The sequence below is a fragment of the Paenibacillus radicis (ex Gao et al. 2016) genome (genome assembly GCF_014641555.1).
Classification (GTDB): Bacteria; Bacillota; Bacilli; order Paenibacillales; family Paenibacillaceae; genus Pristimantibacillus; species Pristimantibacillus radicis.
Genome location: NZ_BMHY01000001.1, coordinates 585,899 through 612,842, shown reverse-complemented (window position 1 = coordinate 612,842; position 26,944 = coordinate 585,899). Strand labels below are relative to the sequence as shown.

The following is a 26,944-nucleotide window of genomic DNA, read 5'->3' as shown; positions in this document are numbered from 1 at the left end:
GCCGCTCCCAATTCCTCAATCTATCATTTATTGTATCGCAGTAATCGTATAGTGTCCGCCCGCTTCCGCTTGCCATTGCACTGCTCCGTCCGGCTGCTGGAACGATTCTACCGGGATGCCGTCAGCCCCCGTAATCGTCAATGCCTCCTTGGAACGTATCGTACATGTCCGGCTAGCCGCCGATTGTACAGTTGCTCTGGCGAGTTTACCATTCGCCCATTCCAAGCTCACCTCAAAGCCGCCTCTAGCCCTTACGCCAGAGAAGCTGCCTTCCTGCCAAACCTCTGGCAAGGCCGGCAATAGATGAATTTCGCCGGTATGGCTTTGAACCAGCATCTCGGTGATGCCTGCTGCACCGCCAAAATTGCCGTCGATCTGGAACGGCGGATGATTGTCCAATAAACTAGGCAGTGTCGAATGGGTAAGCAGCGCATGCACGTTGCGATAAGCTTGCTCCCCGTCTTCCAGCCGCGCCCAGAAATTGATAATCCATGCCCGGCTCCACCCCGTATGCCCCCCGCCATTCGCCAGTCTGCGATCCAGCGTAACCTTAGATGCTTCGGCCCATTCCGGCGTTCCTCTTACCGTGAACCTCCTGCCGGGATGAAGCGCGAACAGATGGGAAATATGCCGGTGTCCAGGCTCCGCTTCCTCATAATCCTCCATCCACTCCTGGATCTGACCATGCTTGCCAATAGCCGGCTGCGGCAGACGGTCCTTCAAGCTTTGCCAGATAAGGCGCAGCTCATTATCTGTCTCCAGTTCAGCCGCGGCATCAATACAAGCACTGAACAGCTCATGCAAGATTTGACTGTCCATAGAAGGCCCAATGCACAGCGTACCCGACTGCCCATTTGGCAAAATGTAAGTATTCTCCGGAGAAACGGAAGGTGTCGTCACGACGCGGCCATCCTCCGTCTCGGTCAAAAAGTCGATGAAAAAGGCGGCTGCTTCCTTCATCGTCGGATAGACGCGCTCCAGGAAGCTGCGATCCAAACCGTACTCATAATGCTCCCACAGATGCAGACAGAACCAGGCCGCTCCCATTTGCCAGTAGGACGCTGGCAAATATGTATCCTGAGGCGCAGTGTCGCCCCAAAGGTCGGTATTGTGATGGGCGACAAAACCGCCGCAATCATACATCGTTCTTGCCGTATGTCTGCCCGGCGCTCTCATCCGCTCAATCAGATCGAAGAGCGGCTCATGGCATTCTGCCAAATTGCCGGATTCCGCCGCCCAATAATTCATCTGAATGTTGATGTTGATCGTATATTTGCTATCCCAAGGCGGCAGCATATGCTCATTCCAGATGCCTTGAAGATTGGCAGCCAGCGAGCCCGGCCGGCTGCTGGAAATAAGCAAATAACGGCCAAACTGATAGTACAGTGCGATCAGTCCGGGATCGTCTCCTCCTGCCTTTAGCTGGTCCAGCCGTATATCTGTCGGCAGTGCTTCGCTCTCAGCTTGATGGCTCTTCGCTCCGAGCGTCAGCTCCACTCTGCGCGACAGCTGATGGAAGTCTTCAAGATGCCGGTTCTTCAGCTCTTCATAAGAGCGATGGGAAGCATCCTTTGCAGCCTGTAACGCATAGCTTTCCGGATTCTCATGCCGATAAGAGGTTGCGGCGCTAAGCAGCAGCGTCACCTGATCGGCTTTGTCGACGATCAGGTGTTCCCCGATAATACGTACTGTACCGCCTTCGGCTGCCACTCGCAGCACCGTCCGGAAATCAGAGCCGTTTGTTCCGCCGCAATTGCCGCGCATAATGATGGTGTCATCGCCATCCCTGGTTAGTTCGTCGTAATAGCGATTACGGCCGCGGCTTAAGCGGGCTTTGAATGAAATGCCGCCGTTTTTGTCCGAGAACAGTCGTGTCACGATGACTTGATCCGGGAAGCTGATGAATTGCTCGCGTTCATAACGGGTTTGCCCCACCGTATAGCGAACGGACGCGATGCCGTCAATCAGATCAAGTCTTCGTTCATAATCACGCACCCCTTCGCCCTCGTAGCGAAAAGATAAATGCAAATCACCAAGCGGCATATAGTGACGCTGCGATTCGGGAATGCCGGATAAAGCCAAAACGGACAGCTCCTGTGCTTCATTAAGCCGCCCCTCCGCCAATAAACGGCGGATTTCTGGAAGGTTAGGCAAGGCGTCCGGATTGTTCCGGTCGGTTGGCCCGCCATACCAGACGCTGTCTTCATTCAGTGCGATCCGTTCATTATAAACGTCGCCGAATACCATCGCGCCCAGCTTCCCGTTCCCAAGCGGCAGCGCTTCGTCCCATATTTGAGCCGGCTGCTTGTACCATAGCTGGCTCTTCTTTGTAGTGAATGTCATTTTCGTATCACAGCTCCTATGCTTTCTATTCAAGTTTATTTCCATTATGATAGATATGAAATCTAAGAGTACGATTAGATGAACATGATGAAATTAAAGGTGAAGCCGGATGAATACGATTCACGATAAAAGCGCTTTCTCAGACCTGTTGCAGTCGCTGCAAATTTTACTTCATGAGGCCCATGTCACGCAGGTAACCGTCCACTGGGGAGAAACCGATGCTGTGCAGCCCTATAATAAGCTTTACTTCATTACCGAGGGTGACGGCTGGCTGAAAATCGGCAGCGAGACCTATCATCCCAAACCCGGCCAATTGCTGCTGGTACCCGCTCATACGCAGCATTCCTTTTCCACCGTTGCAGGTCAGCTGCCTTACCGCAAGTATTATTGCCATTTCAACGTAATGGCTGGCCCGTTTGATCTGTTTCAGTGGATCGGCGTTCCGCTCTGCATCGATGCAGCCGATTACGCACGAACCGAACGACAATTCGCCGATATGGTCGCTTATTATCATAGCGGTGGCAGCGTCGTTGGAAAAATCCGCGAAAAACAGGCTCTGCTGGATATCGTCGCGACCTTCCTGGAGCTCGTTCCTATGCGCGTACTGCAGCACCGTACCGAGGAAATGAACCGGCTGGGCATCATTCAGCATTTCGTCGAATCCCGCCTTGGCAGCGGCATCAGTATTGAACAAATGGCGGAAGCCGTCCATTTGCATCCGAACTATTTTATAACCTACTTCAAAAAGCATTTCGGCATGTCGCCGCTGAAATACGTCAACCGCAAACGAACCGAGCACGCCAAGCTGCTGCTGACGACAACGCCGCTCAGCATTAAGGAAATTGCTGATCAGACCGGCTTCAAGGAGACGAATCACTTCACGAAGTTTTTCCGCAAGGAAACGTCCTTTACGCCGACGGACTATCGTTCCGCTTTTACCGCAGCGCCTTAACTCGATTATAAGAGCGTCAGCGTAACGCGGCGATGGCTGAAACTAAGGAATAGGTGCAAAAAGTTAATGTTTCGAAGTTTATATTATTAGTAAGAGACAAGCAAAAAAAAGCTGACGCCGTTATAATTCTAGGCGTCAGCTTTTTTTGCTTGTGTTTGCGGTTTAGCCTTTTGCAACCTGAGAAATAATCTCGTAGGAGCGCAGCCGTTCCTGATGATCATAGATAGCCGAGTTAATAATGACCTCATCGGCCTGAGTATCCGCAATGAATTGGTTCAGCTTGTTCCGGAACGTTTCCGGACTGCCAGTAATGCCTGCTCGCAGTTGTTTATGGACGGCTGCCTTCTCTTGCTCTGTCCATAGTAAATCCATATCGGTAGGCGGTTGAATGAGGCTAGGCGCTCCACCGCGAATAATGTTCAAAAATTGCTGCTGCATCGTCGTCGCAAGGAAAGCTGCTCGTTCATCTGTATCTGCCGCGATCGCATTGACACCAACCATCGTATATGGCTTATCAAGATATTTCGACGGCACGAAGCTGCGGTGGTAAGCATGCAAGGCAGGCAGTGTGTAATCCGGCGAAAAATGGCTGGCAAATGCAAACGGCAATCCGAGCTGGCCTGCCAGACGAGCACTAAAATCGCTGGAGCCGAGCAGCCATACCGGAACGTCCAAACCTTCGCCGGGAACCGCTCTAACCCGTTTGCCAGGCGTCGATTCACTGAAATAATCGAACAGCTCATCCACCTGCTCGGGGAAATTCTCTCCATGGCTCAAATCTCTGCGCAGCGCCATCGCAGTCAACCGGTCGCTGCCTGGTGCGCGTCCCAGTCCAAGATCAATACGGCCCGGGTAAAGCGACTCGAGCGTACCGAACTGCTCGGCAATGACGAGCGGCGAATGGTTCGGAAGCATGATGCCGCCGGAACCTACACGTATGCTGGACGTGCCGCCAGCGATATAGCCGATAACAATAGATGTCGCCGAGCTGGCGATGCCGGGCATGTTATGATGCTCCGCTACCCAGTAACGGTTATACCCCCACTTCTCCGCGTGCTGCGCCAGTTCCAGACTGTTGCGCAGCGCGTCGCCGGGCGTAGCTCCCACGACGACTGGCGCAAGATCGAGGATCGATAGTGGAATAGTACCAAGTTGTTTTTTCGTTGCTGTCATAGTATGAGCACTCCTTTAGGTTTCCCTATTGATATTAATTCGTGAATATACAAATATCCAGAAATATAGATTAATGAGAAGCTGTAAGGATTTGATGGTGGACAAAGACAAGCCAGCAGTCCGCCAACTCTACAGCTGGCGACTGACGTATTCGCTAAATAGCCGAATTGTCTCTTCGTTTCTGCGATAATACGTCCACTGCCCTACCCGCTGAGATTCCAGCAAGCCTGCCTTTTGCAGCGTCTTCAAATAGCTGGAGATAACCGATTGCGCAAGCCCCGATTTCTCTTGAATATAACCGACGCATACCCCGTTGTTGGGATCGCATTTGAGTGGCAGCTCGAAATTTTCCGCCAATTCGCCCAGATGCTTCTGCGGGTCTCGCAACCACTCCAGTATTTGCAGCCTCGTTTCATTCGATAACGCTTTATAAATGAGTAAAGGTTCCATAACGAGTATTATATATCTATAAAAATAGATATGCAACCCATATGGCTATATCTTTTTGGGTCATTGTCAGCTTTCTAGAGAAAATAAGGCTTTGCCATTGTACGAGGTGCGCTCGTAACGTTAATCAAAATGTAAATGTGCAGGTTGTTAGCCGCTTTTTCGCCAATATCGGGGCTCGAAATGCAAAAGTGCAAGTTGAATCGTTGAAATCGGCTAAAAGTAGTCATTTTCACGTCTCCAAAATGTACGTTTACATTTTGAAGACCTTTTAGCCGCCTGCCGGGAGTGATCAAAATGCACATTTGCATTTTGATTAGCGTAAGTAGCCTAATATTCGCTTCAGAAGAGTTTATCTAATCTCGTTCCATGATTGGAAACTTAAGAAGGTATTTGATTGAAAACAAACGGATAGCGAAGCTGGATCGCTAAATAATGAACCTGCTTTCGCTCGTCAGCAGCAATTCGTTGGGCACATGTGCTGCAGCGAACTTTTTTTCGCTACTGGACAACTTAGGTTCACGAACAGCGAAGATAACTTCGCTAATTACTAGCTACCATCTATTTCTGCTCATTTACAGCTAACTATAGCGAACCCGACTTCGTTATATTGCGAAGCAGCTTCGCTGTAACGCTTGAAAGCCCAGCGGACTTCACATTAACGCTCTCTATAAATACATGAGAACAAACTGGCTAAAATCAAAGTAATATTCGCCGCACAGTCAGCCACTACTCCCGCCAAACTACGTGCAGCTCCAATACACACTCACCTGCTATCTACCTGTACTCGGCCGATTCCCCATCCCCTACTCCCGCACATAAAAAACGTGCAGAGACGATTGCCATCTCTGCACGCACGCTTTTGTCCAAACCTGTACGCTTATTGAGCGGCAGGCAGCGGGATAAACATCATATGAATGGGCAGATTGCTGCCCGATGCCGGGGAGAAAACGATTGTGACATTCTCTTCGGTATTGCCCGTCCGATACAGCACACCCGCTTCACCCGAGCTGGTCAAAATATTTTCGTTCGTCATATAAGTCAGCTTGCCGTTAACGAGGAATGCCCCGCCATAGTGGCCGCCCCTTGCATTGAGCGCAATCAGTGTATTCGGCTGAACATGCTCCAGCACCAGTTTATAGTTAACGCCATAATTGCCGCTGTTCACTTGTTCGAAGCCGGATAAAACGTCATAACCTTTCTGATAGGAATCATAGGTTTGATCGCCAAGCACAATACGTGACGCTGATCCGCCAAGCGGAGCAGATAACGTAATCGTGCGGTCGCCATGCTCGAATGTACCCCTTGCATGCTTGCCGTCCCATGGCAGCGCCGGCAAAAACGGCAGCAGCGCTAACGGGTCTTTGTCCGCATCAACGACTACGACGGATAGTCGAACGGAACCGGATGTCTGCACATCGGCATGAGCCGTAATGACTTTGCCCGTCGTCAGCACCTGATCGCTGACGGATGTCAGCGTGATCCGGCTTTCCCCAGCGGGAATGACGGTAGTCTTCCCTTGCGGGGAGGCTTCCAAATAGCGTGCTAATGCCATTTTGCCCGTTGCGGATACGTAAGTCGACGGACCGCCGATCCCTATTTTACCCGTAGTAACTGTAACCGGCTGGCCATCTGTGTTCTCATTGGTCGCAATGACGTAAATCCGGACAGGTGATGTACGGTTATTCTGGTTATGGATAAGGAATCGCACATTCCCCGACACGGTGTCGCTGTAATAAACGCCCTCTTCCACGATCGTCTCCGGACTGTTCGCACGAATGAGCGTTTGCTGTCCGCTCTCCTCAATTGCGTAAGTAATGGCGGGCATTTGCAGGACGCTGGCTGCAGGTATTGCAAATTTATCGCCGATTGGCGTATAAAGCCGATCATACTGTTCTTTCGTATAAAGCACCTCAGACGAGATGACGATCGTCTGCGATATTTCAGAAACAAGCCCCTCTTTATCCGTTACCTTCAAAGAAACGGTCTGTGAACCCGGTTCAAAAAAAGCAGTCTCATTATTCGTCCATTCGGTTTTGACGATGCCTTTATCATCTGTGCTTTGGTCGGTATAGATGATCCGTTCACCGATTTTATATTGCTGCTTATCGGTTGTAAAGGAGGCTACCGGCGGTTCATTGACAGGTGTTGGTGTTGGTGTAGGAGACGGCGTTGGCGTAGTTGGCGGTGCAGTCGTACCGCTTCGCGTGACGACAATTTGCTTCAAGCTGTTATTGACAGCAAGCTTCATCTGAAGCGGCGTGACCAAGGAGCGCAGTGGTACCATCAGCGTTCCGTTTTTCACATAAACGGCCCCGCCCGCCGAAGCTGCCGCACCATTAATTTTATAGGAAGCACTATTCAATTTATAGCGCATCGCAACGCCGTCCGCACTCGTAAATTCATATTCCTTCGTTGCAGCATAATATGTTACTTTAAGCCCCAGACTTGTCCCCAATGAGCGTGCCGCTACAAAGGTTACTCCCTTGGCTTCCACTGTTGGCTGCGACGCCAAAAACAGCTTCCCTTCGGCATACATCTTGCTGCTCTGCTGCATAATGATCCATTGTCCGGACTGATTCACCGACGACACTACTGCGGGGCTATTATCCGCATTCATGGTGTCCGCACCTTCGGCATGCACAGTCCCGGCCAGCACTGCCGCGATCAGAACGGACAACGCCGCAATACTTGCTTTTCTTAGCATTTGTTTCTCCTCTTATGTATATTCTAGTTAGCTTGACTACCCATTTAAACGTACCCCGTCCCCTAAAGTTGCGAAAATGACCGCAGGAAAAAGCAGCCATTACCTAAGCAACAGCTGCTTTGCGTAGCAGAACTTATAGATAGGCTAGCAACAAATCAAAACTTGCCGCTTTGAAAATCCTCATACGCTTGAACGATTTGTTCAGGCGTGTTCATTACAAACGGACCGTGAGCCGCAATCGGCTCACGCAGCGGCTTGCCTGCGATGAGCAGCAGCTTCATCGGCTCTTCCAGCGCTTGGATCTGGATCTCGCTAGCTTCCGTCTCCTGGCTCAAAGCGAGCAGCTGACCCTTTTCGCCAACGCTCCCATCCAATCCAAACTCGCCTCTGCCTTCTAATATATAGATGAACGCATTGTGATCCTCTGCAAACTGCTGGGTAAACGAAGCTCCCCCGTCCAGGTTGATTTCAAGCATCGTAACAGGCGCATAATTAAGCGTAGATGCTTTTACGCCGCCAGACTCGCCGGATATAACATGGATCTGAACGCCGTCCTCCCGGCGAACCGGGATCTCTTCGCGCTTCAGCAATTGATTGCGGGGCTCTGCCATTTTATTCGCCGCCGGCAAGTTCACCCATAATTGAAGCAGGTGAGTGGTCACTCCTTTAGGAGGAATTTCATTATGAACAACTCCCCGTCCGGCTGTCATCCACTGAACATCGCCTGCCTCCAGTCTGCCTTCATGACCTTTGTCGTCGTAATGCTCGATGGCGCCTTCTATTACATAAGAAACCGTCTCAATGCCCCGGTGCGGATGCTCCCCGAAAGCGCCTTGTCCGAACCAATCCTCCATCCAGAGCAGAAAAGGATCAAATTGCTGCCATTTCCCCGGTTCCAGTATCGGAGCCGCCGTATGCACCTCACTGCGCTTCTGCGGCAGCGCAGCCCATTGTTTTTCCACGATCCGCTGTTTCATTTCACCGCTATTATTCATTAGACTCACCGTCCCTTTTCATTAATTTCTATTGTCCTAACATGAATAAGTTCGTTCATATCGATAATTATAACATAGTTACTTTATTTTTGTAAGCATATAATTATTAGCTATCAGTTGACATCCCGCTCTGATTCATCGAACATAATAAGGTGATCGCACAACCGAAATTTTATCGCTGTGAACCATATAACCTTTATTGAAAGAAAGGATGATTATTCATTATGACTTTAATTGAAACGCTCGGAGGCGTCGAAGGCGTGCGCCGCATTGTTGAATCCTTTTATCCGAAAGTATTGAAGGACCCGCTGATCGGACCGCTGTTTCCCGAAGACATCGATCCCGTAATGGACAAGCAGACGTTGTTCCTGACACAATTTTTTGGCGGCGAGCCCTTATATACGGAGCAGTATGGGCATCCTAGAATGCGTGCCCGCCATATGCATGTGCAAATAACGAATGATCATGCGAATGCATGGCTTCGCTGCATGGATCAAGCGTTGGCGGAAAATGTAGCAGATGAAGCGCTGCGGGAAATGATAATGGAACGATTAAGCGGGAGCGCTTATTTTTTTGTAAACGCCTAGAGGCGCTTGATAAATTCCATATTTGTACCTCGGTTTATGCTTTACGAATGGCCGCTTTTCGCGCTATAATAAAGACATAACGATTTTGAAATAGTGTTTCACGGTATGAAACATGCATCGTTCAATCTTACCTTTAAAGGGGGAGCTTCAAGAAATGGCAAACCAAGACCATTACGCTTCAAGATCCAACCTTGAAGTTGGAGGCAAACAGTACGGTTACTACAGCCTTCAAGCACTTCAAGAGCAAGGACTCGGCGAAATCTCCAAACTTCCATTCTCAATCAAAGTATTGCTCGAAGGCGCTGTTCGTCAATTTGACGGCCGCGCAATTACAAAAGAGCATGTTAAACAACTGGCTGACTGGGCTGTAAGCCGCGACGACAAAGAAATTCCTTTCATTCCTTCCCGTATCGTTCTGCAGGATTTGACTGGCGTACCCGTAGTCGTTGACCTTGCAGCAATGCGTGAAACAGTAAAAAAAGCAGGCGGCGATCCTAAAAAAATCAACCCGCTCGTTCCTGTCGATCTCGTTATCGACCACTCGGTTATGGTCGACGCTTTCGGTTCCCCGGACGCGCTCGAAATTAACCAACGCATCGAATTTGAGCGTAACGCAGAACGTTACCGTTTCTTCCGCTGGGCACAAACAGCGTTTGATAACTTCCGCGCTGTACCGCCAGATACGGGTATCGTTCACCAAGTTAACTTGGAGTACCTGGCATCCGTTGCCGCTACAAAAACAATCGACGGCGAAACTTTCGTTTTCCCGGATTCCCTTGTAGGTACGGACTCCCATACAACAATGATCAACGGCCTCGGCATCGTAGGCTGGGGCGTTGGCGGCATCGAGGCGGAAGCCGGCATGCTTGGCCAACCGCTGTACTTCGTTACACCTGAAGTTATCGGCTTCAAACTGACAGGCAGCCTGGCAGAAGGCGCTACGGCGACTGACCTTGCGCTGACGATCACTCAATTGCTTCGTAAAAAAGGCGTTGTCGGCAAATTCGTTGAATTCTTCGGTTCCGGCTTGTCCAACATCAGCTTGCCTGACCGTGCTACAGTTGCCAACATGGCTCCTGAATACGGCGCAACTGTCGGCTTCTTCCCTGTCGATGCTACAACGCTTGATTTCTTGCGTCAAACAGGCCGTTCGGAAGAGCAAATCGCTCTGGTTGAAGCTTACTACAAAGCACAAGACATGTTCCGTACAGATGCTACACCAGATCCAACCTTCACAGAAGTGGTTGAACTGGATCTGTCGACAGTTGTACCAAGCCTTGCAGGTCCTAAACGTCCGCAAGACCGTATCGAACTGACGAACATGAAAGAAGCTTGGAACGCAATTGCTCGCCAGCCGGTTGACAAAGGCGGCTACGGCCTGTCCGACAGCAAGCTGGATGAAGTCGTTGAAGTGAAACATGCCAACGGCAAAGAAAGCAAAATGCGCGATGGCGCAGTCGTTCTGGCGGCAATCACTTCGTGTACGAACACATCGAACCCAAGCGTTATGGTCGGTGCTGGTCTCGTTGCGAAAAAAGCCGTAGCTCGCGGTCTCGTTAAACCTGAGTATGTGAAAAGCTCGCTGACACCAGGTTCCCTGGTCGTTACCGACTACTTGAAAAAAGCAAACCTGCTGGAATCGCTTGAAGCGCTGGGCTTCCACGTTGCAGGCTATGGCTGCGCGACTTGTATCGGCAACTCCGGCCCGCTTCCTGAAGACATCAGCCAAGCAATTGCAGATAACGATATGACAGTAGCGGCTGTCCTTTCCGGTAACCGTAACTTTGAAGGCCGTATTCACGCGCAAATCAAAGCGAACTACCTGGCATCGCCACCGCTCGTTGTCGCTTACGCTCTTGCAGGTACAGTAAACATCGATTTCGCAAGCGAGCCAATCGGTACGGATCCAAACGGCCAACCGGTCTTCCTGAAAGACATCTGGCCAACGAACCAAGAGATCGCTGATGCGATGAACGCTTCGCTCTCGCCGGAAATGTTCCGTGCGAAATACGAAAATGTGTACACGCAAAACGAACGCTGGAACCAAATTCCAGTACCGGAAGGCGAGCTGTACGAGTGGGATCCGAAATCCACTTACATCGCCAACCCTCCTTTCTTCGACAAATTGGCTGACGGCATCCGCGATGTAGAAGACATCAAAGCGGCTAAAACGTTGCTTGCGCTTGGCGATTCGGTTACAACTGACCACATCTCGCCAGCAGGCAGCATTCGTCCTGACGCTCCAGGCGGCAAATACTTGATCGCCAACGGCGTTGAGAAGAAAGACTTCAACTCCTACGGCTCGCGTCGTGGTCATCACGAAGTGATGGTTCGCGGTACGTTCGCCAACATCCGGATCAAGAACCAAATCGCTCCGGGTACAGAAGGCGGCTTCTCGACTTACCAGCCAACTGGCGAAGTAACGTCGGTATACGAAGCTTCGATGAAATATCAAGCAGACGGTACGAACCTTGTCGTTCTTGGCGGCAAAGAGTACGGTACTGGCTCCTCCCGTGACTGGGCGGCAAAAGGTACGTTCCTGCTCGGCGTAAAAGCTGTTATTACAGAAAGCTTCGAGCGTATCCACCGTTCCAACCTGGTGGGCATGGGCGTTCTGCCGCTTCAATTCCTGCCTGGCGAAGGCTGGAAACAGCTTGGCCTTACAGGCTATGAGACGTTCGACATCGTTGGACTCTCGAACGAAGTACAACCTGGCGACAAAGTTAAAGTTGTTGCTGCGAAAGAAGACGGAACTACGACTGAATTCCAAGTTATCGTCCGTCTCGACTCGCTCGTAGATGTTGACTACTACCGGAACGGCGGCATTCTGCAAACCGTTCTCCGTCAAATGATCTCGAACTAAGCGATTAATTAAAAGGGAGGCTCCTCGGAGCCTCCCTTTTTCTGTTTGTTCCACGATGAATCTGCTGACGTAACGCTGCATGCGTCATTTGAGCCGACTATGCGCTGACCTGCACTACATTACCATTAGACGGATACTGATTCGCCTAATATTACTCAGCAGCTTCCTATCTGCTCCCGTTCTACGTTGGATTTTTCCAACGTAGGGGACCTTCTCTGCTGCTTTCCCGCCTCTACGTTGGATTTTTCCAACGTAGGGGGCCTTCTCTGCTGCTTTCCCGCCTCTACGTTGGATTTTTCCAACGTAGGGGGCCTTCTCTGCTGCTTTCCCGCCTCTACGTTGGATTTTTCCAACGTAGGAGGCCTTCTCTGCTGCTTTCCCGTCTCTACGTTGGATTTTTCCAACGTAGGGGGCCTTCTCTGCTGCTTTCCCGCCTCTACGTTGGATTTTTCCAACGTAGGGGGCCTTCTCTGCTGCTTTCCCGCCTCTACGTTGGATTTTTCCAACGTAGGGGGCCTTCTTTGCTGCTTTCCCGCCTCTACGCTGGAAAAATCCAACGTAGGGGGCCTTCTCTACTGCTTTCCCGCCTCTACGTTGGATTTTTCCAGCGTAAAAGTGGCTGCTTGCTAAACGCAGCTTCATGCGCACGCAAAAAATCAACCAAAACATTCTGGTTGACCTCGTAATACAAAAAAAGCTGTATCAACCCCGTCATCTTACTTTCAATGACCGTTGATACAGCTTTGGTTTCTATAGAGATGCGCCGTGCTCCCGCCCGGCCTCTACTTTTTTCTTCATCATATTATTCCACAAGCCGGCTGCAATGACGATAATAACCGCAACAGCGATGAACGCCCAGCGAATCGCTTCGCTGTCGTCGAATAGATGCTCGATGGACGGCTCGTGCGTAATCATTTTCGCAGCTGTATAAGCCAGCACGCCAGAACCCACATATACGATCCATGGAAGCTTGTTCAACAGCTTAATAAACAAGGTGCTGCCCCATACGACGATCGGAATGCTAATAATTAATCCTAAAGCGACAAGCAGTATATTGCCATGAGCAGCGCCTGCGACCGCAATGACATTGTCCAGTCCCATTGCCGCATCCGCGATAATAATCGTACGGACCGATGCCCAGATCGTATTGCCGGCTTTAATATCGCTATGCTCCTCTTCCTGCGACAGCAGCCTGTAGGCAATCCACAGCAGCAGTAAACCGCCAATGGCCAGCAACCAAGGCACTTTAAGTATGTAGACGACCAGTACTGTTGCACAAATTCGGATCGCAACGGCTCCCACCGTTCCCCAAAGAATCGCTTGCTTTTGCTGTTCTTTCGGCAGCTTACGCGCAGACATGCCGATAACGATCGCGTTATCTCCGGCCAGAATTAGATCAATAAAGATAATCGACAGCAGTGTCGACCAAAATTCAAGCGTCAAAATCACACGCGTTCCCCTCTTTTCTCCAACCGGTGATGCCGGCCAGCAGCCTGTGCTTGGTATGTATGTCCACAAGGACGTCAGAGAACAGTGTACTTCCGCCGCCTTTTTTTCGCAATAGTAATATTTTTGGACAGGATGCAATTCACGCACATAAAAACACGCAGCAGTCCGAATGGCTGCTGCGTGCTTCTCGTCATTAGTTGTGCAATGCCGCTTGGCGCTTGAACAAATCCTCCAGCACCATGCATACCATCGCTTCGACTACAGGAATCACGCGCGGGCAAATGCAAGGATCATGACGGCCGATCGTCTCAATCGTATGCTCGTCGCCGGACTGGTCTACCGTCTTCTGCGGCTTCGAGATCGAAGAGGTCGGTTTGACCGCAATGCGGAAAACAATATCCTGACCCGTGCTGATGCCGCCGATAATACCGCCTGCATTGTTGCTCAGGAAGCCGTCTTTATCCATTTGGTCATTATGCTCACTGCCCAGCATTTCGGCAGCGTCAAAGCCTGCGCCAAACTCAATGCCTTTCACCGCTCCGATTGACAGCATCGCTTTCGCCAGTTCTGCGTCAAGCTTGTCGAAGGTCGGCTCGCCGATACCCGGCTTCACGCCGCGAATGACGCATTCTACAATACCGCCGCAGCTGTCGCCGATGCTTGCCAGATGTTCGATTTTCTCGATCATCTTCACTGCTGCAACTGGATCTGCTGCGCGAACCGGGTTTTTTTCAATGAAGCTCTCATCGACGGTCTCACCTTGAATACCGCCAACGGCTTTCGTGTATGCCGTTACCGACACGCCGCGAAGCGACAGCAGCTTGCGCGCTACCGCGCCTGCAGCTACACGTCCAGCCGTTTCTCTGCCCGATGCACGGCCGCTGCCGCGGTGATCGCGATGCACGTATTTCTCCACATAGGTGAAATCGGCATGGCCGGGACGGAACAACAGTTTATTTTTCTCATATGCAGAAGGACGCATATCCGTGTTGTTCAGCATGACGGCGAGCGGAGCGCCCGTCGTCTTTCCTTCAAATACGCCGGACAAAATCCGAATCGTATCCGATTCCTTGCGCGGCGTCGTTACCGAAGATTGGCCCGGCTTGCGGCGGTCCATTTGTAATTGAATCTCTTGCTCCGTAATTTCGACTCCTGGTGTAACACCATCTATAATGACGCCAACGGCCTCGCCATGCGATTCGCCAAACGTTGACATCGTAAACAATTTACCAAAGCTGCTGCTTCCCGACATTTGTCATCCACCCTTCCCTGTTTTAAACCTTGTCTGTACTATTTATTATAATTTCGTTGGTGATATAATGGAAATAACAATATCATTACGTTGCGATAGAGAGGGTCTATGCCATAATGGTGCATTTGGAAAGTTACCGTATCTTTTTATTAACAGCCAAGACAGGCAATTTCACTAAAGCCGCGCAAGCGCTCCATATCACACAGCCATCGGTCAGCTATGCGATTAAACAATTAGAGGAACATTTTGGCGCCAAGCTGTTTGACCGGCTGTCCAAAGGTGTCCGGCTTACCGAAGAAGGAAAAGCGCTTTATGAATATGTGGAGCAATCCTTTTCCCTGCTCGGCCGCGGAGAGAAGAAGCTTCGCGAGCTTGTTCAACTGGATGCCGGAGAGCTTCGGATCGGGGCTAGCGGACCGATTATTAAACATGTGCTGCTGCCGCATTTGAGCAAATTTCATGCGGAGCATCCGCAAATCCGCATCCGCCTCATGCAGATCAAGACTAGCGAGGTCACGCGTCAGCTTCAAGAAGAGCAAATTGATCTGGGTCTTGTCCATTTACCGCTGGAGGAGGAGACGCTCGACGTTACTCCTTTTATCGCCATACAGGATTGCTTTGTCGTTGGCAAAGCCTATAAAGAGCTTGCCGAGCAGCCGTTGACGGTGCGTCAATTGACGCAAATTCCTCTGCTGCTGCCGACGTCCGGGAGCAGTACGAGACTGTTCGTTGAGCACTGGTTTGCGGAACGGGGCGTCTATAAGGAGCCCGATATCGAGCTGACAAGCACAGAGATGATTGTAGAATTCGCACAGCAGGGTTATGGAGCTGCCTTTGTCGCACGGCAATTCGCACAGCGGGAGCTTGCGGAAGGATCGCTTTGCGAGCTGCAGCTGACCGACCCGATTCCACCCCGTATGATTGGCGTCGTCACTCGTAAAAACAAGGTGCTGCCAAGCGCCTCCTCCTCCTTTCTAAACCTGCTTATGAAGGGGTAAGGGGCTGTTATACGTTTCCATCCTGACTTATGAGACATTTTTGTTGAAAAATGATATAGTGTAACTAGCTTTCATGTGCCATTCTTCCTATAAGGAAACAAAAGATAAAAATAATATGACCATAGGCGGTGAATATCGTGAAGCAAGTCAATGGGCTCTCGACTCGCGAAACCATTTTGCATTTGCTGAAAACAAACGGTGAGCTCAGCGCCAAAGACTTGACGGAGCAGCTTGGCCTGACCGGCATGGCCGTTCGCCGCCACTTGGAAAGCTTTGAGAGCAGCGGATGGATTACGCAGCGCTCGATCAAGCAAGCAATGGGCAGACCGACGGCGCTCTACAGCTTGACGGAGCATGCCGAGCATTATTTTCCGAAAAAATATAACTCCTTAACGCTGGATCTGCTAGGCGAACTAGGGCAAGAATCCGGCGACGAAATGGTCAATCTGCTGTTTGACCGCCGCAAGGAATCGATGCTGAGCAAGTATGCTCCTGCGATGGAGAATAAAGCGCTCGCCGACAAAGTCGCCGCACTGGCGCAAATTCAGAATGACAATGGCTATATGGTGCAGTGGGAGCAGGAAAGCGAAGATGAATTCGTGCTCAAGGAGCATAACTGCCCGATCGCCGACGTCGCCAACGCATATGGCCATGCTTGCAACTGTGAGCTGCAGCTATTCCGCTCCCTGCTTAACGCGGATGTCAGCCGGACTGAATGTTTGGCAAAAGGCGATCGCAGATGTGAATACCGGATTAAAAAAACGGTATAGTTGACGAACTTTACAAGCAGGTTTAGCATGAATAAAGCAGCAAAGCTACATTTAATAAATGAACTGGAGAAGTGAGATTCGACATGACCGATATTCAAGATCACACTAACAAACCATACCGCATTCTGCTCTATTATAAATATGTGCCTATCGAGAACTACGAGCTGTTTGCGGCAGAGCATCTTCAATACTGCAAGGAGCTTGGCGTAAAAGGCCGGATTCTCGTGGCGCATCAAGGCATCAACGGAACGCTGTCCGGTACGGTGGAGCAAACAGAAGCCTACATCGCTCATATGCGCAGCAACCCGCTGTTTACCGATATGGTTTACAAAATCGACGAGTCGGATTCGCATGTATTCAAGAAGCTGTTCGTTCGTCCGAAAAAAGAGCTCGTCACGCTTCGCTATGAGAAGCCGCTTGACCCTAATGTCCGTACTGGCAAGCATTTGTCGCCTAAGGAGTTTCACGAGCAACTGCAGCGTGACGACGTCATCATTATCGACGGCCGCAACGATTATGAATACGATATCGGCCATTTCCGTGGCGCAATCCGTCCTACGGTAGAGTCGTTCCGGGAGTTTCCGCAGTGGATTCGCAATAACTTAAAGGATGCTAAGGATAAGACCATTCTGACTTATTGCACGGGAGGCATTCGCTGCGAGACGTTGACGGGTGTACTGCTGGAAGAAGGCTTCAACGACGTTGCCCAACTCGATGGCGGTATCGTCACTTACGGCAAGGATGAAGAAGTACAAGGCCGTCTCTTTGACGGCAAATGCTATGTATTCGACGAGCGGATCTCAGTCCGCGTAAACAACACCGACGAAGATATCGTGGTAGGCACCTGCTACCACTGCGGCAAGCCTGAGGACCGTTACATTAATTGCGCAGACGACCTCTGCCACCGTCAGCATATTTGCTGCGAGGAATGCGAAGAGGAGCATGCGGCTTACTGCTCGGACGAGTGCGAAGCCAATGACGCGCCTAAGCGCCAGTTGAAAGTGCTCCAATCGCATAGATAAGAAGGTGATGCAGCAATGAGCCTGGGACTCGTCGTCGTCGAAGTATGCGACCGCAATGCAATGGCTCTTCTGCCGCTTGAGGAGCTCGAGGAGAAGTTTCCGGAAGCTGCGGTCATGCGAACCAATTGTTTGAATATGTGCAATATGTGCCGTGCACGTCCTTATGCGATGGTGAATGAAAACCGCGTCCATGCGGCAACTCCAGAGGAATGTCTGGAGCAAGTGGAAGAAGCGGTTCGTGAGGTAATCCGGTTGTTTTTCGAATAAAAGCATTCCTTCAAAATGATAAGCTGCGCTGCTCTCCATTCAATGGTGAGCGGCGCAGCTTTTTTTTCGTATGCAACCTTTGTCTCTTCTTCCTCGTTTTTACTAATGATTGACAGAGGAGGATGTGCGGAATGCGAAAACTTACGATCGCTGGATTAACAATCATTTTAGGTATAGCCTGTTTTGTCACTTATAAGCATGCCTACCCTCAAATTATTCGTTCGGATAGCGATTACAGCCTTTATTCGCTTGGAGAAATGGAAAGCTTGGCGACGGTTATCGTTGAGGCCGAATTTGCGGGAGAGACGGCTTCCGTTGTCCCCCTTGATCAGCAAGATCAATATCCAATAGAAGCAAATACCTTCTCCCAAATTAAAATTAAGAAGATCTATAAAGGACAGGAACATGTCGGCACGAGCAGCCGACTGAATGTCATCGAGCATTACGGGAAGTGGACGAACCTGTGGGGCTCCTATCAACGTATGCCCAATGAGGTCTATAAGCCTCTGTCTCCAGGCAGAACCTACTTGCTCTTTCTGTATAAGGGTCCGACCCAGCCAGCGGAGACCTATGAAATCATCGGAAACCATCAAGGGAAGTTTGCAATCCAGCACGGGAATAAAGCGCTGGACAATCTGACAATCGCAAATTTGGACATTCAGGATGATGATCAGGCATACCGGGACTTATACCGCGATGTTGCTGAGAAATACAAGCTGAATTAATCCATAATCCATGATAAAACAAGGGTTTGTCTCTGCCGTAGAACATCTGCGGCAGAGACAAACCCTTGTTTTATCACATGACAGCCGTATTATGACTGATTATTTTTGAAATCCTTATATCGTTTCAGTGCCACAATCAAATTTAAAACACCAATTAAAAATAGAAAGATTAGCATCATAATGGTATAAGCGTCAAATCCCTCTCTAACCCCGCTGCCGACTGCCCCCAGCTTAGGCTGATGCCTATCCCAATAATCGTATATTATGAGGATGAATGGGAGCAAAATGACGATTATACTTGTTATTATATAAACTTGAATCCGCCCTTTAATCGTTAACCCTCTCCCTCCTGCTTCCTGTATTGATTCGGCGAGACGCTCATCACCTTTTTGAACACTTTGCTAAAATATTTCTCGTCATCGTAGCCGACCATTTCGGCGATTTGAGCGATTTTCAGATGCTGGTTTTGCAGCAGCAGCCTAGCCTTCTCGACGCGAATCCTCGCTAGATAGTCGAACACATTCTCACCCATCTCTTGTTTGAAGCGGCGTGAAATATATTCCCGGCTCAAGTAAAACCGTTCGGAAATGTCCTGCAGCGTCACTTCAAGGTGATAGTTCTGCTCCATATATTTCGCAATTTCCTTCATGATGTTCAGATCCGGTTGGCGATTGGAGCCCGCCTGATAGATCCGTGCCAGCTCCGACAAACCAGCTGTCAGCTGCTCCCGCCACGCTTCGAGCGACAAGCTCCCATCCGCATGGAGCAGCCTGCGCCAATCCGGCAGCAACTCCTCATTGCCGATTCGGCTGGGGCCCCCGGGCGCGGACTTGTACAGCCGCTCCAGCATCGCCTTGTAATCCGAGTGCCACTGTTCCAGCTGCCACTGCGAGATCAATGCCAGTCCGCTGATGGCGTCCATCCAGCTATTAACTGCCATCTCGATATCTTTCTCTCTTCCGCCCCTTGCAGCGACGCGGAACCGCTCTTCAAAGTCGCCCATCGATGGAATACTGGCTGCTGAAGATATCGCGTTTACATCCGCATAGCGGTGAAAACCATCGCTATGTGCTCGCAGATTGCGCTGCTTCAGCGCCGTCCGTGCCGCTTGAAACGACTCCGCAATACCGCCGAGAAACGGCTGCTCCGTTCCGATGCCGAAATCAATTCGGCTGTGTATCGTCTCGCGGATGCCGTCCCCGATCCGGCGCAGTGTCTCCTCCCAATTGGCAAGCCCGCCCCAGAGCAGGAGTACGATTTCATGCTCGCTGTTCCAGTACCGGAATGCAAAGCCGCGATCATCGCGCCGCAAGAATTCATTGCACACGTTGGTCAGGATAAAAAACAGCAAATCACGGTTATAGACGAACTTTTGCGCCACACCAGCGTCAATCGAGTCAATCGGGAGGACTGCTGTTCTACACCGTTCAATCCGGCCCAGCTTAAATTCGTCTTGAAGCAGCGGTGGCAGCTGCGATCTGCCGCCTGACTGGCTAATAAGTCCGGAAAACAGCTTATCCCAATAAACCGGCTTAATTTGATTCATCTCTATATTCCGCTGCTGCTTGATTTGCCGCTCCCGTTCCTCCTTCTGCCAGCATTGCTTTGCTTTCTCCAGTGCTTCAGTCAGTTGTTCAGGATCAATCGGCTTCAGCAAATAATCTTGGCCGCCGTATTTCATCGAGCTGCGAACAAGCTCGAAATCATCATAGCCGCTCACCACAATTGTTTTGCATTTCCGCCCTTCCGCATGCAGCCAAGACAACAGTCCAACTCCATCCCGATGCGGCATCCGCATGTCGGTAACGACGATTTCCGGCTGCAGGCGTTCAATCATGTCAACCGCCGCATCTCCGTTATCTGCTTCATAAATGTTGTCGATCCCAAGCTCCTGCCAATCAATAAGCAGCCGGATCGCCTCGCGCACATGCTGTTCATCATCTACTAAAAGCACATTCATGTCCGTTCCTCCAATCCGTAGTGAAGCGGTATGCGAATCGTAACGATGAACCCTCCTGATGACGGCGAATCGACGCTCATTTCCGGCTCTTCGTCGTAGTAGAGCTTCAATCGCATCCATACGTTGCTGATGCCTATATGATGCTGCTCCTCCAGCAGTGTAGCGGTCGAGCGGTGGAGCAGCCTCCTTAGCTCCAGCAGCTTATCGGCGTCGACTCCGCTGCCGTTATCTTCAATCTGAATGATAAGCCACTGACCGTCCGTTGTATCGGCAGAAATGCGGATGAAGCCGCTGCCATCTGTCTTCTCGTAGCCGTGCTTGAAATAATTTTCGATCAACGGCTGCAGCAGCATTTTCGGCACCAGAATGGCTTGCGAATTCGGATCAATAGCGTAGACGACCGTCAACTGATCGTTAAAACGCTGCTTTTGCAGCTCCAGATAAGCCTTAGCATGGCCAAGCTCAAGCGAGAAAGGAACGATGGCTTCGCTTGTGTTCATGTTGTAGCGCATCATTTTGGCGATGGCTGTGATCAGCGAGTACACCTTAGGCGCTTGCGCCTGAAGCGCCAGTGTGCCGATTGATTGCAGCGCATTGTACAAGAAATGGGGATTGATCTGTGCCTGCATCGCTTTCAACTGATTCGTCTTGTTTGCAATCTCCAGCCGGTACTCCCGGTTAATCAAATCTTTGATCGTCTGCAGCATCGTATTGAACCGCCTTGCGAGAATCGCCACCTCATCCCGTCCCTGCACAGGAACGACGATGTTGAAGTTGCCCGCTTGAACCTGGTTGATATGGCCGATAAGCCGCTTGATCGGATTGGTGAAATGGTAGGAGACGAATATGCTCGCGACAACGACAAGCGCCATAAACAAGATAATAATCGTTGTATTAATCGTCCGGATGGCGTTCGCACTCTCGTACAAATAGGAGTAAGGCAGCTGCTTGACGACAATCCAGTCCATGTAGTTGGCGCTAATCGTATCATAGATGACAATGCCGGAAAAGGTGCTGTCCTTCCACTTCATGACGCCGCTTTCTCCGCCGGCAGCCACCTTTTCGGCCCAGTCCATATTTTCACCGCTGCTGTTCTCCGAGCAGATCACATTCTTTTCCCTGTCGATAATATAAAGTTTCTCCTGATCGGAGAGCGTAAGCTGCTTGCATACTTTGTTCAGCTCTGTGGACTGTACATCAATGGACAGATAGCCAATCACATCATTGCTGGGTGTGCGTATAATAGGCCTTTTTAGAGTGAAAACGCTTACCTTTTTAACCGATTTGCTCCAATCCAAATTATAATTGACGCTGTTATGCGTCGCTTGTACGAACGGCACGGGGCTCCCCTTCCGCTCTGCTGGCCATTCGCTCGGCATGCCGATACCGCTGCGGAAAAAACCGCGAGAGAGCAAGTAAGATAATTTATCGCTGCCGATTTCCAGATAGATTTGATGAATGCCTTTAGCAGACTGATAAATATTCAGAATATGCGTATAGACAAGCATGTTGTTTTTCAAATCAAATTCTGCAGCGTCCATGTTGAGCGACTGCCCTCGCTCGATTAAGGCATACAAGGAATTGGACGCATTCAGGTTGTTGTAGACGTCCAATGAGGACTCATTGATTTTGTCCATGTAGCCGCTAATATTGTTTTTCCCAAGCGAGAGAAGCTTCTGGCTTTCGTGAATCGCCTGCTCGGTAACCTGATTTTTAATATAGAAGTTCGAAATGATCATCGAGATCGTAATTGGAATCACCGTTACTGCTAACAGCAGTGCCATCAGCTTTCTGCGTATACTCGTCGCGAACAACCTGCTTCCCCCTAGGTCAATATATTACACCAAACCCATCATATCTATCTGTGTTCCAAAAAACAATAACGGATTATATTTACATCATAACCCCCCGATAGGAGGCATTCGATGCAAACACGTAAACATTCAAGGCAATGGCTGCAACAGCTCGTTTTCCTTGGACCCGGGACGATCGCTTTCTCGATCATCGTACTCATCCCTTTCCTGCTCGGCTTTTATTATTCATTCACGGAATGGAACGGACTTGATCTGGATAAAGCCAAATGGACGGGCATGAACAATATTACTCGGATCTTTACGAACGACGACAAGTTTTGGACCGCTTTCGGCTTTACGCTCCGCTTCACCTTCGTCACGATTATCGCAACCAATGTGCTGGGCTTTCTGCTCGCACTGCTGCTTACCCGTCCGCTCAAGGGCAGAAATGCGCTGCGGACGATTTTCTTTCTGCCGAACGTGCTGGGCGGCATTTTGCTCGGCTACATCTGGCAGTTCATTTTCACCAAAGGATTCAAAACGATCGGAGAATTAACCGGATGGCCAATCTTCGAGCTTCCTTGGCTCGGAACGCCTAATACGGGCTTCTGGGGTCTCGTGATTGTCTTCGTCTGGCAGACGGCGGGCTATATGATGATCATCTACATTGCCGCTATCGTCGGGGTGCCGAAGGATCTAATGGAAGCTGCAACGATTGACGGGGCAACCTACTGGCAGTCGATTCGCAAAATAACGGCGCCGCTTATTATGCCAGCTATCACTGTCTGCTTGTTCCTTACGACATCCAACGCGTTCAAAATGTTCGACCTGAACTTCTCGCTCACGAAAGGCGGCCCAGGCACTTCCACGCAATCGCTGGCTTACAACATCTATGCGGAAGCATTAATCAACAACCGTTACGGACTTGGGACTGCCAAGGCGATGTTATTCTTCTTCGCTGTATCGATCATCGCGGTAACGCAAGTCTGGCTGACCAAACGGAAGGAGGTTGAAGCTTAATGGCTGCTTCCCGCTTTCGCAATTACAGCGTCATCACGCTGGTTCTGCTGCTTGCACTGCTGTTTCTGTCGCCGTTCTACTTCGTCCTCGTCAATTCAGTCAAATCGCTTGGCGAAATTATGGTAGATGCCGCTTCCCTCCCAAAAATCTATTTATGGACGAACTATAATGAGGTATGGGAGATCATCCGCTTTCCGAAGGTGCTGTTCAACTCCATCCTCATTACGGGTGTAAGCGTCGCCGGTATTGTACTCGTCAGCGCGATGGCTGGTTACCGGCTCGTACGGAGGCCCACGACGTTCAACAAGCTGCTGTTTACTTGCTTTATCGCGGCGATGATCATTCCGTTTCAATCGATCATGCTGCAGCTCGTTCGGATTACGAGCCTGCTGGAGCTGCGCGGCAATTTGCTTGGCATATTCGTCTGCTACTTAGGCTTTGGCTTATCGCTTTCCGTCTTCCTGTTCCATGGTTTTGTGAAAAGTGTGCCGGTAGAGATAGAGGAAGCGGCAGTCGTCGACGGCTGCACCCCATACGGCGTGTTTTGGAAAATCGTCTTCCCGCTGCTGCGTCCGATCATGGTAACGGTCATCATACTGAACGGATTATGGATCTGGAACGACTATTTGCTGCCGGTGCTCGTTATTGGAGCGAATAAAGATTTGACCACCATTCCGCTAGCCGTTACACGCTTTTTCGGACAATACACGAAGCAATGGGATTTAGCGCTCGCAGGACTCACCATGAGCGTTGCACCAATATTAGCCGTCTTTCTCATGCTGCAAAGACATATTGTGGAAGGTATTTCTTCCGGTTCCTTAAAAGGGTAATAAATCAATATTTTGCACTTTTGTCGACAATGAATTCAGTGTTGCTCATTCTATACAGACACTATAATCGAATTGTAAACGCTGCTTTATTCTTATCTTCATACCTTTAGGGAGGTCAAGACATGAAAAAATTATCGATTCTGCTGGTATCTATCCTGCTTATCCTTGCAGCAGGCTGCGGTAACGGCAACGGCGGCAACAATGGGGGCAAAGAAGGCACATCCCCAACGACGGAAACGGGTCAAAAGGAAGAAACGGCGACTCCGAAAAAAGACGTCACCATCAAGGTGTTTCAATTCAAGGTTGAAATCGCCGACGCGCTCAACCGGATGGCGGAAGCGTATGAGAAAGAAACCGGCGTAAAGGTTCAAGTCGAAACACATGGCGGCGGCGAGGATTACAACGCCCTGCTGCGTGCTGAAATTGCCGCAGGCTCCGAGCCAGAGATTTTCAATGCGGAAGGCTTTGCCGCTCTCGAGGCCTACTACGATCGGGCAACTGACTTGTCCGGCGAGCCTTGGGCAAAGGATGTTATCGAATCCGCTGCGGCTCCTGCGAAGGTAGACGGCAAGCTGCTTGGCATGCCGATGAACATCGAAGGCTACGGCATTTTCTACAATAAAGAGTTGTTTGCCAAAGCCGGCATTACCGAGCTTCCTAAGACGCTGACAGAGCTGGAAGCTGTTGTTGCCAAGCTGGAGGCAGCTGATATCACGCCATTCGTTACAACGAATGAATGGTGGTCGATCGGGCATCACACGATTAACGTAGCGCTTGCTGAGCAACCGGATCCGGTCGCTTTCGTAGAAGGCACTAAAGCCGGAACCGAGCTGTTCAAAAACAATGAGATTTTCCAAAAATGGACGAAGTACGTTGATCTCGTGTTCAACCATAGCCAAAAGGATAAATTGACGACAGACTATGCGACGCAAGTGGCAACCTTCGCTTCCGGCAAAGCCGCGATGATTCAGCAAGGCAACTGGATTCAAGGCGACATCGACAAAGTCGCTAAGCTGGATATTGGCCTGCTGCCGATTCCGATCGACGACAGCGGCAAAGCCCGCATCTACACAGGTCCGGCTAACTTCTGGATCGTCAACAGCAAGTCGAAAAATGCCGAGGAAGCAAAAGCGTTCCTCAACTGGATGGTTACATCCGATACAGGTAAATCGTACATTACGAAGGAATTTAAATTCATTCCTGCCCTCACCTCCATTAAAGCAACAACTGAGGATGTTGGCCAAATGGGCGCGGCCGTATCGGAGCAAGCGGCTTCCGCTGGCGGCTGGCATTGGGGACGTTACCCGGATGGCGTGACGCAAGGCTGGGGCGCGGCGATGCAAGAATATCAAGGCGGTCAGATCAACAAGGATCAACTGCTGGATAAATTCAACAAAACGATAACGGATATCGTGCAAAAATAACGCTCAATGCGGCTGCTGCCGGAAGGTTTGTTTCACACCTTCCGGCAGCAGCCGTTTGATTATCCGTCAACTAAGGGTATAATGGAGAGTGATTACAGCCTCATGGGATGTGTTATTCATCATGAAGCTGCTTATGGAGGCTCGTTATGCAAAAGGTGAAAATTTTTTCCGGTTCCTCGAACAGACCGCTCGCTGAGCAGCTTTGTGCAGAACTAGGCGTACCGCTGGGGCAAGTTGATATCACCCGCTTGCAGAGCGGAGAAATCCATCTCGCCTATCAGGAATCGCTTCGTAATTACCATGTTTTTATCGTTCAATCGTTGTCCCATCCGGTAAATGAAAATTTAGTCGAGCTGCTCGTCATGATCGACGCCGCGAAACGGGCATCGGCCAAAACAATCAATATCGTCATGCCTTACTACGGCTACGCCCGGCAAGAGAGAAAATCCGCTCCTCGCGAGCCGATTTCCGCCAAGCTGGTTGCCGACATCGTTACGACAGTTGGCGCCAACCGGATTATTGCAGTCGATTTGCACGCTGACGCTATTCAGGGCTTTTTCCAAATTCCGGTGGATCATCTCACGGCTCTTGATATCATTACCGACTATTTGAAAAACAAAAAAATCCAGAACCCTGTGGTCGTATCTCCCGATGCGGGACGAGCTTCTATGGCAGAAAAGCTGGCCGACTATCTGGACTGTCCGTTTGCGATCATGATCAAAAACAGACCCGCCCATAACCAGACGGAAATTACGCATATTATCGGCGAGGTTGAAGGTATGACGCCGATTATTATTGAAGATTTGATCGATACCGGCGGCACCATTGTCAACGTTGTCGAGGCCTTGAAGAAACGCGGAGCGAATGACGCTTATATTGCCGCCACGCACGGCCTGTTCTCGCAGAACGCGCTGGAGAAGCTGAACCATCCGAATATTCGCGAGGTTGTTATTACGGATACGATCGCCCTTCCGGACGAGCATCCGGATAAGTTTATCGTGCTGCCGATGGCATGCCTGCTTGGCAATGCGATCCGGATTATTAACAATGGCGGCTCGATTGACCATTTGTTCAAGCACATTACGTAGGAAAAAGCGTTGGCAGCTAGCTGCCAGCGCTTTTTTATGTTCACCTTAAGCCCCGGGGTCGCTGCGCGTTTTGGTTCATGCTGCCGTTCTTGATTCCATTGTCCCATCACTATCGCGATGATAAATGGATAGAAACTTGCGAAATGGCAGCCTGAACTCAAATCGCTCCGCTCACCCTAACTGCGACGAACTTAAACACTCCAAATAACCTTGCAGGGCAAGCTGCTTAAATCAAAATGTAATACTGCAGGTTGTATCCCAGTTTATAGGAGATTTAGC

At 50.2% G+C, this 26,944-nt stretch carries 22 protein-coding genes; 12 read left to right on the top strand and 10 right to left on the bottom strand.

Going from position 1 to position 26,944, the window contains the following annotated elements; translation table 11 throughout:
* Nucleotides 1-27 precede the first annotated feature (27 nt).
* On the bottom strand, nt 28-2,343 hold the full coding sequence (locus IEX98_RS02535) for a glycoside hydrolase family 95 protein (protein ID WP_188887357.1): 2,316 nt from the start codon (nt 2,341-2,343) through the stop codon (nt 28-30).
* A 109-nt stretch (nt 2,344-2,452) separates the two neighbouring features.
* On the opposite strand from IEX98_RS02535, the gene IEX98_RS02530 reads away from it, so the two are divergent.
* Nucleotides 2,453-3,295, top strand: a complete 843-nt coding sequence (locus IEX98_RS02530) for an AraC family transcriptional regulator (RefSeq protein ID WP_188887356.1) — start codon at nt 2,453-2,455, stop codon at nt 3,293-3,295.
* Between the two features lie 162 nt (nt 3,296-3,457).
* Here the strand turns inward: IEX98_RS02530 and IEX98_RS02525 are convergent, their stop codons facing one another.
* The 4 genes from IEX98_RS02525 to IEX98_RS02510 form a co-directional block, all read right to left on the bottom strand.
* Nucleotides 3,458-4,468: an LLM class flavin-dependent oxidoreductase gene (locus IEX98_RS02525; RefSeq protein ID WP_188887355.1), complete on the bottom strand. Its 1,011-nt coding sequence runs from the start codon at nt 4,466-4,468 to the stop codon at nt 3,458-3,460.
* Between the two features lie 129 nt (nt 4,469-4,597).
* Complete coding sequence (locus IEX98_RS02520; protein ID WP_188887354.1) at nt 4,598-4,918, bottom strand: ArsR/SmtB family transcription factor; 321 nt, start codon at nt 4,916-4,918, stop codon at nt 4,598-4,600.
* Between the two features lie 877 nt (nt 4,919-5,795).
* Complete coding sequence (locus IEX98_RS02515) at nt 5,796-7,622, bottom strand: stalk domain-containing protein (protein WP_188887353.1); 1,827 nt, start codon at nt 7,620-7,622, stop codon at nt 5,796-5,798.
* A 155-nt stretch (nt 7,623-7,777) separates the two neighbouring features.
* Nucleotides 7,778-8,617 (bottom strand): pirin family protein, encoded by an 840-nt coding sequence (locus IEX98_RS02510; protein ID WP_188887352.1) that lies wholly within the window; start codon nt 8,615-8,617, stop codon nt 7,778-7,780.
* 224 nt (nt 8,618-8,841) lie between these two features.
* On the opposite strand from IEX98_RS02510, the gene IEX98_RS02505 reads away from it, so the two are divergent.
* Complete coding sequence (locus tag IEX98_RS02505) at nt 8,842-9,204, top strand: globin domain-containing protein (protein ID WP_188887351.1); 363 nt, start codon at nt 8,842-8,844, stop codon at nt 9,202-9,204.
* 154 nt (nt 9,205-9,358) lie between these two features.
* Complete coding sequence (gene acnA, locus IEX98_RS02500; RefSeq protein ID WP_188887350.1) at nt 9,359-12,067, top strand: aconitate hydratase AcnA; 2,709 nt, start codon at nt 9,359-9,361, stop codon at nt 12,065-12,067.
* A 114-nt stretch (nt 12,068-12,181) separates the two neighbouring features.
* Here the strand turns inward: acnA and IEX98_RS02495 are convergent, their stop codons facing one another.
* The 3 genes from IEX98_RS02495 to aroC all read right to left on the bottom strand — a co-directional run bounded on the left by IEX98_RS02495 (nt 12,182) and on the right by aroC (nt 14,768).
* On the bottom strand, nt 12,182-12,736 hold the full coding sequence (locus IEX98_RS02495; protein WP_188887349.1) for a hypothetical protein: 555 nt from the start codon (nt 12,734-12,736) through the stop codon (nt 12,182-12,184).
* 81 nt (nt 12,737-12,817) lie between these two features.
* Complete coding sequence (locus tag IEX98_RS02490; RefSeq protein WP_188887941.1) at nt 12,818-13,513, bottom strand: TerC family protein; 696 nt, start codon at nt 13,511-13,513, stop codon at nt 12,818-12,820.
* Between the two features lie 196 nt (nt 13,514-13,709).
* Entirely contained in the window at nt 13,710-14,768 is a 1,059-nt protein-coding gene (gene aroC, locus IEX98_RS02485) for a chorismate synthase (RefSeq protein ID WP_188887348.1), read from the bottom strand.
* Between the two features lie 116 nt (nt 14,769-14,884).
* Between aroC and IEX98_RS02480 the strand changes: the two genes are divergently transcribed.
* From IEX98_RS02480 to IEX98_RS02460, 5 genes are all read left to right on the top strand, one after another.
* Nucleotides 14,885-15,766 carry a LysR family transcriptional regulator gene (locus IEX98_RS02480; RefSeq protein ID WP_188887347.1) on the top strand — a complete coding sequence of 294 codons (882 nt, stop codon included), beginning with the start codon at nt 14,885-14,887 and terminating at the stop codon, nt 15,764-15,766.
* Between the two features lie 137 nt (nt 15,767-15,903).
* Entirely contained in the window at nt 15,904-16,536 is a 633-nt protein-coding gene (locus IEX98_RS02475; RefSeq protein ID WP_188887346.1) for a helix-turn-helix transcriptional regulator, read from the top strand.
* A gap of 83 nt (nt 16,537-16,619) precedes the next feature.
* Entirely contained in the window at nt 16,620-17,558 is a 939-nt protein-coding gene (trhO, locus tag IEX98_RS02470) for an oxygen-dependent tRNA uridine(34) hydroxylase TrhO (protein ID WP_188887345.1), read from the top strand.
* A gap of 15 nt (nt 17,559-17,573) precedes the next feature.
* Complete coding sequence (locus tag IEX98_RS02465) at nt 17,574-17,825, top strand: DUF1450 domain-containing protein (RefSeq protein ID WP_188887344.1); 252 nt, start codon at nt 17,574-17,576, stop codon at nt 17,823-17,825.
* 131 nt (nt 17,826-17,956) lie between these two features.
* A complete protein-coding gene (locus IEX98_RS02460; RefSeq protein WP_188887343.1) occupies nt 17,957-18,550 on the top strand; it encodes a hypothetical protein in 594 nt (197 codons plus the stop codon).
* A gap of 334 nt (nt 18,551-18,884) precedes the next feature.
* Here IEX98_RS02460 and IEX98_RS02455 read toward each other — a convergent pair whose 3' ends face one another.
* A complete protein-coding gene (locus IEX98_RS02455; protein ID WP_188887342.1) occupies nt 18,885-20,510 on the bottom strand; it encodes a response regulator transcription factor in 1,626 nt (541 codons plus the stop codon).
* Nucleotides 20,507-22,324, bottom strand: a complete 1,818-nt coding sequence (locus IEX98_RS02450; RefSeq protein ID WP_229691940.1) for a cache domain-containing sensor histidine kinase — start codon at nt 22,322-22,324, stop codon at nt 20,507-20,509. The genes IEX98_RS02455 and IEX98_RS02450 overlap by 4 nt, the downstream gene beginning before the upstream one ends.
* Before the next feature lie 111 nt (nt 22,325-22,435).
* Here IEX98_RS02450 and IEX98_RS02445 point away from each other — a divergent pair, with 111 nt between their 5' ends.
* The 4 genes from IEX98_RS02445 to IEX98_RS02430 all read left to right on the top strand — a co-directional run bounded on the left by IEX98_RS02445 (nt 22,436) and on the right by IEX98_RS02430 (nt 26,665).
* Nucleotides 22,436-23,323, top strand: coding sequence for a carbohydrate ABC transporter permease (locus tag IEX98_RS02445; protein WP_188887341.1), 888 nt, complete (start codon nt 22,436-22,438; stop codon nt 23,321-23,323).
* Entirely contained in the window at nt 23,323-24,153 is an 831-nt protein-coding gene (locus IEX98_RS02440; protein ID WP_188887340.1) for a carbohydrate ABC transporter permease, read from the top strand. Before IEX98_RS02445 ends, IEX98_RS02440 begins: the two co-directional genes overlap by 1 nt.
* 122 nt (nt 24,154-24,275) lie before the next feature.
* Nucleotides 24,276-25,577: an ABC transporter substrate-binding protein gene (locus tag IEX98_RS02435; RefSeq protein WP_188887339.1), complete on the top strand. Its 1,302-nt coding sequence runs from the start codon at nt 24,276-24,278 to the stop codon at nt 25,575-25,577.
* 146 nt (nt 25,578-25,723) lie between these two features.
* Nucleotides 25,724-26,665 (top strand): ribose-phosphate diphosphokinase, encoded by a 942-nt coding sequence (locus tag IEX98_RS02430; protein WP_188887338.1) that lies wholly within the window; start codon nt 25,724-25,726, stop codon nt 26,663-26,665.
* Nucleotides 26,666-26,944 lie beyond the last annotated feature (279 nt).

What these genes read in the sequence shown, in the direction of transcription:
- IEX98_RS02535 (WP_188887357.1), bottom strand. Translation starts at nt 2,343, where the DNA reads ATGACATTCACTACAAAGAAGAGCCAGCTATGGTACAAGCAGCCGGCT.
- IEX98_RS02530 (WP_188887356.1), top strand. Translation starts at nt 2,453, where the DNA reads ATGAATACGATTCACGATAAAAGCGCTTTCTCAGACCTGTTGCAGTCG.
- IEX98_RS02525 (WP_188887355.1), bottom strand. Translation starts at nt 4,468, where the DNA reads ATGACAGCAACGAAAAAACAACTTGGTACTATTCCACTATCGATCCTC.
- IEX98_RS02520 (WP_188887354.1), bottom strand. Translation starts at nt 4,918, where the DNA reads ATGGAACCTTTACTCATTTATAAAGCGTTATCGAATGAAACGAGGCTG.
- IEX98_RS02515 (WP_188887353.1), bottom strand. Translation starts at nt 7,622, where the DNA reads ATGCTAAGAAAAGCAAGTATTGCGGCGTTGTCCGTTCTGATCGCGGCA.
- IEX98_RS02510 (WP_188887352.1), bottom strand. Translation starts at nt 8,617, where the DNA reads ATGAATAATAGCGGTGAAATGAAACAGCGGATCGTGGAAAAACAATGG.
- IEX98_RS02505 (WP_188887351.1), top strand. Translation starts at nt 8,842, where the DNA reads ATGACTTTAATTGAAACGCTCGGAGGCGTCGAAGGCGTGCGCCGCATT.
- acnA (WP_188887350.1), top strand. Translation starts at nt 9,359, where the DNA reads ATGGCAAACCAAGACCATTACGCTTCAAGATCCAACCTTGAAGTTGGA.
- IEX98_RS02495 (WP_188887349.1), bottom strand. Translation starts at nt 12,736, where the DNA reads ATGTTTTGGTTGATTTTTTGCGTGCGCATGAAGCTGCGTTTAGCAAGC.
- aroC (WP_188887348.1), bottom strand. Translation starts at nt 14,768, where the DNA reads ATGTCGGGAAGCAGCAGCTTTGGTAAATTGTTTACGATGTCAACGTTT.
- IEX98_RS02480 (WP_188887347.1), top strand. Translation starts at nt 14,885, where the DNA reads ATGGTGCATTTGGAAAGTTACCGTATCTTTTTATTAACAGCCAAGACA.
- trhO (WP_188887345.1), top strand. Translation starts at nt 16,620, where the DNA reads ATGACCGATATTCAAGATCACACTAACAAACCATACCGCATTCTGCTC.
- IEX98_RS02465 (WP_188887344.1), top strand. Translation starts at nt 17,574, where the DNA reads ATGAGCCTGGGACTCGTCGTCGTCGAAGTATGCGACCGCAATGCAATG.
- IEX98_RS02460 (WP_188887343.1), top strand. Translation starts at nt 17,957, where the DNA reads ATGCGAAAACTTACGATCGCTGGATTAACAATCATTTTAGGTATAGCC.
- IEX98_RS02455 (WP_188887342.1), bottom strand. Translation starts at nt 20,510, where the DNA reads ATGAATGTGCTTTTAGTAGATGATGAACAGCATGTGCGCGAGGCGATC.
- IEX98_RS02445 (WP_188887341.1), top strand. Translation starts at nt 22,436, where the DNA reads ATGCAAACACGTAAACATTCAAGGCAATGGCTGCAACAGCTCGTTTTC.
- IEX98_RS02440 (WP_188887340.1), top strand. Translation starts at nt 23,323, where the DNA reads ATGGCTGCTTCCCGCTTTCGCAATTACAGCGTCATCACGCTGGTTCTG.
- IEX98_RS02435 (WP_188887339.1), top strand. Translation starts at nt 24,276, where the DNA reads ATGAAAAAATTATCGATTCTGCTGGTATCTATCCTGCTTATCCTTGCA.
- IEX98_RS02430 (WP_188887338.1), top strand. Translation starts at nt 25,724, where the DNA reads ATGCAAAAGGTGAAAATTTTTTCCGGTTCCTCGAACAGACCGCTCGCT.